This window comes from Streptomyces sp. CA-181903 (genome assembly GCF_050937075.1).
Taxonomy (GTDB): Bacteria; Actinomycetota; Actinomycetes; order Streptomycetales; family Streptomycetaceae; genus Streptomyces.
Genome location: NZ_JBNJLY010000001.1, coordinates 780,478 through 791,891 on the forward strand (window position 1 = coordinate 780,478; position 11,414 = coordinate 791,891).

Annotated in this window: 8 protein-coding genes; 3 read left to right on the top strand and 5 right to left on the bottom strand. The window is 73.8% G+C overall.

Translation table 11 applies throughout. The features are described 5' to 3' along the window. Positions 1 to 22 precede the first annotated feature (22 nt). From ACQEVS_RS03295 to ACQEVS_RS03305, 3 genes are all read right to left on the bottom strand, one after another. Positions 23 to 3,115, bottom strand: a complete 3,093-nt coding sequence (locus ACQEVS_RS03295; protein WP_433014924.1) for a type I polyketide synthase — start codon at positions 3,113 to 3,115, stop codon at positions 23 to 25. Continuing rightward, entirely contained in the window at positions 3,112 to 3,342 is a 231-nt protein-coding gene (locus ACQEVS_RS03300) for an MbtH family protein (RefSeq protein ID WP_433014928.1), read from the bottom strand. Before ACQEVS_RS03300 ends, ACQEVS_RS03295 begins: the two co-directional genes overlap by 4 nt. Before the next feature lie 61 nt (positions 3,343 to 3,403). After that, a complete protein-coding gene (locus ACQEVS_RS03305) occupies positions 3,404 to 4,810 on the bottom strand; it encodes a hypothetical protein (protein ID WP_433014931.1) in 1,407 nt (468 codons plus the stop codon). A 280-nt stretch (positions 4,811 to 5,090) separates the two neighbouring features. Here ACQEVS_RS03305 and ACQEVS_RS03310 point away from each other — a divergent pair, with 280 nt between their 5' ends. Beyond that, positions 5,091 to 6,329 (top strand): cytochrome P450, encoded by a 1,239-nt coding sequence (locus tag ACQEVS_RS03310; protein WP_433014934.1) that lies wholly within the window; start codon positions 5,091 to 5,093, stop codon positions 6,327 to 6,329. Here the strand turns inward: ACQEVS_RS03310 and ACQEVS_RS03315 are convergent. Next, complete coding sequence (locus ACQEVS_RS03315) at positions 6,269 to 7,141, bottom strand: YqcI/YcgG family protein (protein ID WP_433014937.1); 873 nt, start codon at positions 7,139 to 7,141, stop codon at positions 6,269 to 6,271. The genes ACQEVS_RS03310 and ACQEVS_RS03315 overlap by 61 nt on opposite strands. Before the next feature lie 322 nt (positions 7,142 to 7,463). Between ACQEVS_RS03315 and ACQEVS_RS03320 the strand changes: the two genes are divergently transcribed. Next, positions 7,464 to 9,053, top strand: coding sequence for a methyltransferase (locus ACQEVS_RS03320; protein ID WP_433014940.1), 1,590 nt, complete (start codon positions 7,464 to 7,466; stop codon positions 9,051 to 9,053). Between the two features lie 487 nt (positions 9,054 to 9,540). Next, entirely contained in the window at positions 9,541 to 10,308 is a 768-nt protein-coding gene (locus tag ACQEVS_RS03325) for a LuxR C-terminal-related transcriptional regulator (RefSeq protein WP_433014943.1), read from the top strand. 38 nt (positions 10,309 to 10,346) lie between these two features. On the opposite strand, the gene ACQEVS_RS03330 is transcribed toward ACQEVS_RS03325, so the two are convergent. Beyond that, positions 10,347 to 11,120 carry a thioesterase II family protein gene (locus ACQEVS_RS03330; protein WP_433014946.1) on the bottom strand — a complete coding sequence of 258 codons (774 nt, stop codon included), beginning with the start codon at positions 11,118 to 11,120 and terminating at the stop codon, positions 10,347 to 10,349. Between the last annotated feature and the right edge of the window lie 294 nt (positions 11,121 to 11,414).

Consider the following 11,414-nt stretch of genomic DNA (forward strand, 5'->3'; position numbering starts at 1 on the left):
CCGCTGGGTACCGCGATGTCCGCTATTCCGACAGGAGCCGGGCGGCGTCGTCGTCCGACATGGCGGCGAGCTTCTCGTGCAGCCGCCGTTCGACGGTCGCGGCCGTGCCGGCCACCGTCTGGGTCTCCGCGAGCAGGTCGGTCACCGTGAGGGTGACCGGCAGGACGGCCTGGAGCCGGGCCACGACCTGGGCTGCCATCAGGGAATGCCCGCCCAGGTCGAAGAAGTTGTCGTGCGCGCCGACCGGGGTGACGCCCATGACCTCCTGCCAGACGCCGGCGACCGTCTCCTCCAGCGGGGTGCGGGGGGCGGTGTAGGGGGTGGGCAGGTCGGGGCGGGCGTACCCGGTGAGGGCGGGCGCCTCCTCGGCCGGCGGGGGCTCGGCGGCGTCCTTCACCGGCCGCTCCGGCGCGGGGGCCGCCGGTACGGCCGCCGGAGTCGCCGGGAGGTCGACGAAGAAGCGCTGCCGTTCGAAGGGGTACGTGGGGAGGGGCACCCGGCGGCGGCTCCCGGCGGGCGTCAGGGCGGTCGCGTCGAGGGGTACGCCGCGTGCCCACAGCCGGCCGAGGGCCTCCAGGGCGGGCGTGGCGTCCGGGGCGTCGTGGCGCGTGCCGAGGGTGGGGATCACGGGGGGCTGCCCGGGGGCGGCGTCGCGGGAGGCGAGGGTGCGCAGGGTGTTGCCGGCGCCCACTTCCAGCAGCAGCCGGCCGGGCTCCTGGCGCAGGGTCCGCAGGGCGTCGGCGAACCGGACGGGCTCGCGCAGCTGGCGGCCCCAGTACGCGGGGTCGGTGGCCTGCTCGGCGGTGATCCAGGTGCCGGTGACGCAGGAGAGGAAGGGGGTGGCGGGCGGGTTGAGCCGGACGCCCGCGACGGTGGCGGTGAACTCGGCGACGGCCGGGTCCATCGCCGGGGAGTGGAAGGCGTGCGAGGTGTGCAGCGTCCGGGCGTCGGTCCCGTCGGCGGTGAGCCGTGCGACGAGCGCCTCGACGGCGTCCGCGGGGCCGGAGACCACGGTCTGGTCGGCCGCGTTGACCACGGCGACGGCCAATTCGTGCTGCCCGGCGATGAGTTCCCGGACCCTGTCGGCGGGGAGCGGCACGGCGGCCATCGCGCCGGGGGCGCACCGGTCGACGAGTTCGCCGCGGCGGGCCACCACGCGGAGCGCGTCGGGCAGGGCCATCACCCCGGCGAGGCAGGCGGCGGTGAACTCGCCGATGCTGTGGCCCAGCATGGCCGCCGGGCGCACGCCCCACGACTCCAGCAGCCGGGCGAGCGCGTATTGGGTGACGAAGAGGGCGGGCTGGGCGAGCCGGGTCCTGGTCAGGCGTTCGGCGGCATCGTCCCCCTCTTCGGCGAGGAGAGTGGTACGCACGTCCTCGCCGAGCAGCGGGGTGAGGAGGTCGGCGCACTCGTCGACGACGGCCCGGTACGCGGGTTCGGTCGCGTGGAGGCCGCGGCCCATGCCGACGCGCTGGCTGCCCTGCCCGGGGAAGAGGAAGGCGAGGGCGGGGGCGGCGGACGGGTCGGCGTGGCCGACGGTGACGGGGGTGATGCCGGTGCCGTCGAGGGCCGCCGCCGCTTCGTTCCGGTCGCGGGCGACGACGGCCATGCGGTGGGGGAAGGCCCGGCGGCCTACGCGCAGGGTGTGGGCGGCGTCGGCGAGGGCGGGCGCGTCGTCGGCGCGCAGCGCTTCGGCCAGGGCCTCGGCGGAGCGCTGGAGGGCGGTGGGCGTCCGGGCGGAGAGGACGAGGAGTTCGGGGCCGTCGGGGGTGCCGGCCGGTTCGGGCGCCGGGGGCGGTTCCTCCAGGATGACGTGGGCGTTGGTGCCGCCGACGCTGAAGGAGCTGACGCCGGCCCGACGCGGTTCGCCGGTCCGGGGCCAGGGTGTCGCGCGGGGGCTGACACGGAAGGGGGTGGAGGGGAAGTCGATGTCGGGGTGGGGGGTGTCGCTGTGCAGGGCGGGCGGGATCTCCTCGTGGCGGAACGCGAGGAGCACCTTGATCAGCCCGAGGACACCCGCGGCGGTGTCGGTGTGGCCGATGTTGGGCTTGAGGGTGCCGAGGGTGCAGTAGCCGCGCTTCTCGGAGCCGAACGCCTCGGTGAGGGCCGCGACCTCGATGCCGTCGCCGAGCGGGGTGCCGGTGCCGTGGGTCTCCACGTAGGAGACGGTCTCGGGCTCGGCGCCGGCGACGGCCAGGGCCTCGACGATGACGTCGGCCTGGCCGCGCACGCTGGGCGCGGTGAAGCCGGCCTTGAGGGCGCCGTCGTTGTTGACGGCCGTGCCCAGCAGGACGCCGTGCACCCGGTCGCCGTCGGCGAGCGCGTCCTCCAGCCGCTTGAGGAGGACGACGCCGGCGCCGTCGCCGGGCACGGTGCCGGCGGCGTCCGCGGCGAACGCGCGGCAGTGCCCGTCCGGCGAGTTGACCCCGCCGGGGGTGTGCACATAGCCGGCGTGCTGCGGGAAGTAGACGGTGGCGCCGCCGGCCAGGGCCATGTCGGACTCGCCGTCGAGCAGGCTCTGCACGGCGAGGTGGACGGCGACGAGGGAGGAGGAGCAGCCGCTGAGCACGCTGACGCTCGGGCCGCGCAGGTCGAGCTTGTACGAGACGCGGGGGGCCGTGAAGTCCTTCTCGTTGCCCAGCAGCGCCTGGAACTCCCCCACTTCGCGGAGGTAGCGGGGGTCGGCGGACAGGTGGCGCTGCCAGTACGAGGTGGGTCCGCCGCCGCCGAAGACGCCGACGGCGCCGTCGAAGCGGGTGGTGTCCCAGCCCGCCGACTCCAGGGCCTCCCAGGAGCACTCCAGGAACAACCGCTGCTGCGGGTCCAGGAGTTCGGCCTCGCGGGGGGTGTAGCCGAAGAAGGCGGCGTCGAACCGCTCGACGCCGTCGAGGACGGGCCGGCGGCGGACGAGCCGGGGGTCGGCGAGCAGGTCGTCGGGGACGCCCGCCGCCCGCAGCCGCTCCGGGGTGAACTCGGTGTGCGCCTCGCGTCCTTCACACAGCAGCCGCCAGAACCGCTCGGCGGTGTCCGCGCCGGGGAAGCGGCCGGCGAAGCCGATGACGGCGATGCGGTCGCGGTCCGGGCCGGGGGCGGCGGTGTCGTCGGGCCGGGTCACCGCTGCTCCGCCCCGTCCGGTGCCGTGCCGTCCATGCGCCGGCGCAGCGACGCCGGGCGCATGTCCGTCCAGACCTCCTCGACGCGGCGCAGGCAGGTCTCCCGGGTGCCGGTGGTGCCTTCGTCGTGCCAGCCGGGCGCGTTGTCGCGGTCCGCCGGCCACAGCGCGTACTGTTCCTCGTCGTTGACGACGACGCGGTAGCGGTCGTCGCCTTGTGTTTCAGTCACCGGAAGTGTCACCGGAAGTCCTTCGCGCTGTGCCGGGCGGGGGCTGGACGGACGGGGGCCGTCAGACCTGGGCGAGCAGGTCGTCGGAGATGACGGGCTGGTGGTAGGTGCAGGTGCCCGAGAGGACCATCGAGCCGTGCAAGCGCTCGGCGGGGATGAGCAGCTTGTCGCCCTCGTTCATGGGGATCTGCTGGTTGACGTTGTTCCAGAAGTGCATCTGGCCGACCTCGACGACGACGAGCCGGTGGTCGTCGTGGACGTGGGTGGTGGAGGTCTCCTCGTGGGACTCGACGAAGGTCTCCAGGTCGACCTCGATGTTCCGCTCGCGGATGAGGGCGTCGAGCTTCTCGGCCTTGACCCGGTACTCGTCGAGGCGGTCGGCCCAGTCGAGCTGGACGGCGAGGTCCTCGTCGTGGACGGCGGCGAGCCGGCGGGCGTCCTCGAAGCCGCGGTGGAAGGCGGTGACGGCCTCCTCGCCGTACCGGTCCGCGAGCGGGCCGACGAGGGCGGTGACGAGCGCGGCCAGGTCGTCGGCGGACGGGCGGGGGGCGTCGGCGAAGTACGCGGGGTGCTCGATGCCGAGGCCCTCGCGGACGAGGTCGGCGCGGGCGGGGGCGGTGGCGGCCTCGTCGAGGCGGTGGTGGGTCCAGGCGCCGAGGAACTCGCCGAACCGCCCGTGGTCGTGGGCGACCCGGTGGAGGTGGTTGGCGGTGCCGAGCGCCGAGGAGAGGAGGAACTGCCAGTAGGCGTACGGCTCGGCGCTGAGGTCGGCGGCCGCGAGCAGCCGCCGGTAGAGGGGCGCGCGGCCGGCGCGGTCGCGGTAGTCGTCGAGGAGCAGCCCGCGCAGGGCGGGGTGGGCGGTGTCGTAGTCGCCGAGCAGGTTGCGGCCGACCGCGCTGAGCGCGGCGGGGTGGACGGCCGTGAGCTGGACGAGCGAGAACAGGGCCGCCTCGCGCCGGTGGCGGCAGCCCGCGGCGACCTTCAGGGCGCGGCCGGGGTGGGTGCGCCGCTCCTCCAGGACGCCCTGGACGTGCCGGACGAGGGCGTCGACGCCGGTGCCGGCGGGCTCGGGGCGGTCCTCGTCCAGCCAGGAGAAGAGGTGGTCCTCCAGGACCACGGCGGCCTTGCGGCCGAGGATCCGGTTCTCCGCGCTCCGGAAGGCGGCGGCGTCCTGCCGGCTGGGGTGGTCGTCGCCGCCCGCGGGCAGGAAGAGGAGGTCGGCGTCGTAGACCGTGCGGAGCATGCGGTGGCCGAGCAGTCCGCGCAGCCGCAGCGCCTCGTCGGCGGGCAGCGGTTCGCCGTAGTCCAGGAATCCGAGGTCGTGCGGCCGGACCGGGCGCCGGAAGGGATTGTCGTGGTTGACCATTTCCTCCGACGTCGCGCTGCGGAAGGGGGCGTTCGCCGCGTATTGGCGGACTATTCCATTGGGGTCTTCCGGCGTGCTCCTGATGCGCGAGACGGGGCTCATGCGTTTTCCCTTTCGTGGTCCATCTACCGGGGACGCGGACTTCGGCGCCGGCGAGGCGGCGCCGGTGGGGCGGCGCACCGCTCGCGCGCGACCTCAAGCATCGGGAATTCAACCAGCATTGCGGACCGGCGTCGTCCAACCAGGGTTGGAAGCCCTTGTCTCCACCCGGAGTTGACGCCTTGCGGTGGTGTGCCGGGGTGCGGTCGGCGGTTATGGTGGCTGCGCCGGCCGGGAACCCGATCCGGACGCGCGGGAATCGCAGAGGAAAGGTGTGGAACGCATGACCGAGACCGTGACCGGCCCACCGCCCGGAACCGCGGACGGCGGGCGGGCGCTGCGCGGCTGGCTGGCCGCGAACCGCCGGGAGAATGTGGTGCTGCGGGACGAGGCGACCGGGACCCACCAGGTTTTCGGATATGCCGAGACGCAGCGGATGCTGAAGGACGCGGAAACCTTTTCCTCGGATTTCGGCCGGCTGGTTCCGGCGAATCCGGTCACCGTGCGGACGCCGGAGGGCGAGCGGACGGTGCCCAACCTCCTCCGGGGTCATCTGAGCGTGACCGACCCGCCGCGCCACGGCAAGCTGCGCAAGCTGGTCTCCCAGGCGCTGACGCCGCGCGCGGTGCTGGCGCTGGAGGGGAAGATCGAGGAGATCACGGCAGGTCTGCTGGACGCCATGGCGGGCCGTGACGAGGTCGAGATGGTGGAGGCGTTCTTCAACCCGCTGCCGGTGACGGTGATCGCCGAGCTGCTGGGGGTGCCGGCCGCCGACCACACCATGTTCCGGGGCTGGGCGGACGCGCTGGTCTCCGCGCACCACGACACCGGCGCGGTGGACTCGGCGCGCCTCCGGGTGCCGGACGCGATGAACCACCTGCTGCTGGAGATGGAGTCGTACATCCTCGACCACGCGGCGCACCGCCGCCGGAACCCGTCGGACGACGTGCTCAGCCGGCTGGTGGCCGCCGAGGTGGAGGGTGAACGGCTCAGTGAGAGCGAGGTGTTCACCATCACGCTGATGCTGCTGCTCGCCGGGCACATCAGCACCACCCTGCTCCTGGGCAACAGCCTGATCTGCCTGAACGACAACCCGGACGCCCTGGCCGCGCTGCGGGCGGATCCGAAGCGGGTGCCCGCCGCCCTGGAGGAGGTGCTGCGCTTCAGCCCGCCGGCCCCGCTGGCGTACCGGCTGACCACCCGGGACACCACCCTGGGCGGGGTGGACATCCCGGCGGACACCATGGTCGCCTCCTGGGTGCTGTCCGCGAACCACGACGAGCGGCAGTTCGCGGACCCGGAGACGTTCGACGTCACGCGCAGCCCCAACCCGCACCTGTCCTTCGGGCACGGCATCCACTTCTGCATCGGGGCGCCGCTGGGCCGGATGGAGGCCAGGATCGCGCTGTCCGCGCTGCTGGAGCGCTGCCCGGAGCCCCGGTTCGCCGAGGCGCCGGTGTATTACGAGTCGCCGACCATCTTCGGTGTCAAGCGGCTGGTGCTGTCGAGGCCGGTGGCCTGACCGGCGCCCGCGGACCGGCCCACGGAGATCCCGGCCCCGCCGCCGTGCCGGAACGGGCAGCGGGCCGCCGCGGCGTCCTTCCCCTCCTCCGGCTCGTCGGCCAGGAAGTACTGCCGCCACTCGCGGTTGTCCGGGTCGCCGTAGGAGCCGAGTTCGGGGGCCGCCTCGACGGCGTCGTAGCGGCTCAGCCGCTTGCGGATGGTCCGCCGCGCGGCCATGCCGGGCGGGGTGTCGGCGCCCAGCTCCTCGAAGACCCAGCGCGGCTGGAAGGTGATGAAGAAGGCGGGGCTGTGCCGGCTGCGGCGCAGCACGTGCGCCGGGGTGTTGCAGACCACGAAGATGGACGTGCCGCCGAAGCCGAACTCCCACCAGGGGTCCTCGGTGTCCTGCGGCACGTCCGCCGGCCAGGGCGTGCGGTCGTGGTCGTGCAGGTGCTGCAGGACCGCCCAGAACCGCTCGCGGTACTGCTCCAGGGTCCGGGTCACCCCGTCCGGCCGGAAGAAGACGATCAGCGAGGTCTCGCGGCCGAGTTCGCGGTACTGCTCCAGGTACGCGGTGAGCAGGTCGCCCAGCGGCGCCCAGCTCTCCTCGTCGTCGAGCGATTCGACGAATCCGTAGCGCAGGGTGTCCTTCTTCGTGCCGGCCACGGCGAAGGTGCAGGGAAAGGGAGATGTTTCCGACAGCAGTGTCCGCTGCAATTCCTCTATGTGTGCGGGACCCCAGGCCGGGGTTTCGCCAATGACGTTGTCCGACAATTCAGTCTCACCCCGACGGTCGTGATTCCGCGGCAGGCTGCCCCTCACCCAGGGCATCGGTCGGCGTGGACGCTACCAGCGCCGCCGGGGCCCGGTCGTCCAACCTGGGTACGCATTGGCCCGTGCAACCAGGAGTGGAATTAAGGGTGTTGTCCGCAGTGCGGACGGACTTCCCGGCGAACTTGCCGGTGAACCCGTAAACGTTCCCGGAACTCCTTCCGGGCGGGAAATCCGCCGGTTAGCATGTGCGCCCGTCCTGTCGACCGGCGTTTTACCGGCCCTTCCGACCGGAAACTCACCGACCGCCCGTGAACCCACCGCCACCTGTATTCGCCGGGGCACCCGCAGCGGGCCCGCCCGGCCGGAAATGGAGAAGCACATGTCCGCTCCCGCCCCGGAGACGCCGACCGCGCGGAGCTCCGCCGCTCCCGAGGGGGTCACCGACGAGAGCCTGCGCGCGCTGGAGCGGGTCCTCGACGCCCACCCCGGCGTGGCCCGTTCCGCGGTGCTGGCCGACGAGCACGCCGACGGCACCAGGACCCGTACCGCCTATGTGATGCCGCGCCGCAACGAGGCGGTGGCCGCCGACGGCGCGGAGCTCGGCCGGCAGTACGTGGCGGAGTGGCAGGGCGTCTACGACCACGTGTACGCGCAGCCGGAGCCCGACGACCCGACGTTCGACATCCGCGGCTGGCTGAGCAGTTACACCGGCGCGGAGCTGTCCGAGGACGACATGCGGGACTGGGTGGACGGCACGGTGCGCAGGATCCGTGGCCTCGGCGCCCGCCGGCTGCTCGAAGTGGGCTGCGGTACGGGCCTGTTGCTGCACCGGCTGGTCGAGGGCACCGACCGCTATCTGGCCAGTGACATCTCGGCGGGCGCGGTCGAGCGCATCCGGGCCTCGTTCGGCGGCCGGCCGCCCGCGGGCCTGGAGCTGTTCCAGGCGCCCGCCGACGACCTGTCGGCGGTGGCGCCGGGGTCCGTCGACGGCTTCGTCGTCAACTCGGTGTCGCAGTACTTCCCGGACGAGGAGTACCTGGACCGCGTGGTGCGCGGCGCGGTGGACGCGGTCGCCGAGGGCGGGTTCCTGTTCGTCGGCGACATCCGCTCGCCCGCCGTGAACCGGGCGTTCTGCGCCGGCCTGGAGCTCGGCCGGGCCCCGGAGCGGGCGCCCGCCGAGAAGGTGCAGGTGCTCGTCGAGCGGCGCTGCTGCACCGGCACCGAACTGCTCATCGATCCCTCCTACTTCACCGGGCTGGTCGGCCGGCTGCCGCGGGTCGCGCATGTGGCGGTGCTGCCCCGGCGCGGGCGGCGGGCCACCGAGATGAACCGGTACCGCTACGACGCGGTGATCCGGCTGGACGCCGTCCCGGGCGGCGGGGCGGTGGCGCCCGCCTGGGAGCCGTGGTCCGCCGTGGGGGGCGTGCCGGAGCTGCGCCGGCGGCTGGTTGAGGAGCGGCCGGAGGCGCTGGGCCTGCTGGGCGTCCCCAACGCCCGTATCCTCGCCGACCGGTGGGCCGCGGAGCTGCTGTCCCGCCCCGGGCGCCCGGCGACGGCCGGGGAGGTGGTCCGGGCGGCGGCCGGGGCGGCGCGCGGCGGAGTGGAGCCCGAGGACCTGTGGGAGCTGGGGGAGGGCCCGTCCGGGCTGCCCTACACCGTCCGGCTGAGCTGGGCCCGTTCGCTGCCGGACGGCGCGTTCGACGTCGCGCTGGTACGGACGCCGGACGGCGGCGGGCCCGCGCCGGAGGTCCGCTTCCCGACCGAGCCCGCTCCCCCGCGCCGTCCCGTGAGCCGGCCGTGGTACGGCCGGGTGGAGAACCTGAACCCGGCGAAGCTGCGCGCCCATGTGCGGGAGCGGCTGGCCGACGAGGCGGCCGGGCCCGGCCGGTTCGTCCTGCTGGAGGACTTCCCGCTCACCCCCGGCGGCGAGCCCGACCACGCGGCGCTGCGTTCGCTCCACTGGGCGTGATTCCGGCCGTTCCGGGGCCTTCGCGGGGCGGCCCCGGAAGGCGCGCCGAGCCGCCGGACGGTCCATTGACTTGAACGTCCTTGCGGGCATCCGGGCAGGTGGACGCCGTTTGCGGACATCTGTCCCGGTCGCCCCCCTCAAGGGGGTTCGTCGGCCGCCGGCGGCGGGAACGGGCCGTCCGCCGGTGGCCGAATATCGATTACATGTAGACGCCATTGGGAATGGTTATCATCTCGTAAAGAGCTTCCAAAGACAGCGTTCCGGCCAAAAGTCGGCCATGCGGACCAGCAGGCCCCCACCAAGAGCAAATGGAATTCACGCCAATCTGCGACCGCAATGATCCGGCCCCTTGGAACGCGCAAAAGCTCGCCTACGCTGTCACCGGTAATGGGTTTTCCGGTTCCGCGCGGTGCACGCGCCGGCTTACCTGCGACGACTCGTCTGATGGGGGAACGTGACAATGGGGGGCGTTGGTGCCGTACGCGGTATGGCCGGACGGACGGACAGGTGTACGGCACGGCCGGGTGACCGCGCACCGGGCGCGGGAGGGGGAGGCGGCGGCCCGCGCTTCGGACTGCTGCTGGGCGACGAACAGCCGCTGGTGCGCCGCGGACTGCGCGCCCTGTTCGAGGTCGACCCGGCGTTCCGGGTGCAGGGCGAGGCCGGCAACGGCGAGAACCTCCTGGAACTCGCCCGGATCCACCGGCCCGACGTCGTCCTGATGGACGCCGACCTCCCCGGCCCCGACGTGCTCGGGGTGGCCCGCCGCCTCGTCGAGGACCACACCGGCCGCTGCGCCGGCGTCGTCCTCCTCACCTCCGCGACCGGGCTGACCGAGAGCCGGATCCTGGGGGCCGCGCGGGCGGGTGTCAGGGGCTTCCTGCACAAACGCGAATCCTCGGAGGAGATCGTCTCCGGCGTGCGGTCCGTGGCCCGCGGCGGTGTCGCGATGAGCGAGCACATCGTCGGCCAGGTGCTGGCCGCGCTGCGCTGCGACCACCCGGCGGCGGCCTTCCGGCCCGCCGGCGAGCTCGCCTTACTGACCCCGCGCGAGCTGCAGATCTTCCGGCTGGTCGCCCAGGGGCTGACCAACCAGCAGATCGCCGACGTCCTGGTGCTGTCCGAGGCCACGGTGAAGTCGCACTTCAACCGCATCTGCCGCAAGCTCGCCCTGCGCAACCGGGTGGACGCGGTCATCCTCGCGTACGAGATCGGCGTCGCGGGCGGGGTGGCCGAGCAGCGCTCGTCCGCCTGAACGGGCCGGCCGGGCCCGGCCGGCGGGGGCGGCGGCGCTCAGCCCGTGAGCGACGCCGCCCCCGCCGGCCCGAGCAGGCCCGCCACCTCGGCCACGATCCCGTCCAGGTGGTCCTGGAGGTAGAAGTGCCCGCCGGGGAACGTCCGCAGGGTGAAGCCGCCGGACGTCACCTCACGCCAGCGCGGCATCTCCTCCGGCCGGACGTGCGGGTCGTGGGTGCCGCAGAACGCCGCCACCGGCGCCCCGATCCGCGCCCCCGGCTCGGGCCGGTACGTCTCGATCAGCCGGTAGTCGTTGCGCACGGCGGGCAGGAACAGGGCGCGGAACTCCGCGTCGTCGAGGATCGCCTCGGAGGTTCCGGCGAGCGCGCGCAGGTCCTCCACCAGGTCCTCGTCGGGCAGCAGGTGCACCTGTGACTCCGGTGCCGCGTGCGGGGCCGGGCGGCCCGAGACGCACAGCCGGGCCAGCCCGCCCGGGCAGGCCGCCTCGATCCGCCGCGCCACCTCGAAGGCGACCGCCGCGCCCATGCTGTGGCCGAACAGCGTCAGCGGCCGGTCCGCCGACAGCGGCAGCGCCGCGGTGACGCGGTCGGCGAGCGTCGCCATGTCGGGCACCAGCGGGTCCTCGAACCGGTCCTCGCGGCCCGGGTACCGCACCACCAGCACCTCGGCCTCCGGCGCCAGCCGGTCGGCCCACCCCCGGTAGGCGCTCGCCCCGCCGCCGGCGTGCGGGAAACAGACCAGGCGCGGGGCGCCCGGCAGCGCCGGGTGCCGTCGCGTCCACCGTCGGTCCGCCGTCGTCCCGTCCGTCATGCTCGCTCTCCCGCGCTCCGGTGGCCGGGCGCCGCGGGGCGGTTCGCCCGACGGCCGCGGCCGTGCGTATCCCTTGATCCCGTACGTCGGCCTCGTACTTCACGACTGGTACTTCACGACTCGTACCTCACGCCTTGTACCTACGGGAGGCGCGAGCGTACATATCCCGCCGAGTCCGCGGCAAGCGGAACGGGAGGAATCGGGAGGAGGGGAAACCACGGTTGGAGGCCGTAATGGCTACCGGGGTTGGACGACGTCCGCGGGGCCCGCTGTTACGTTCGGCCGAGGCCACAG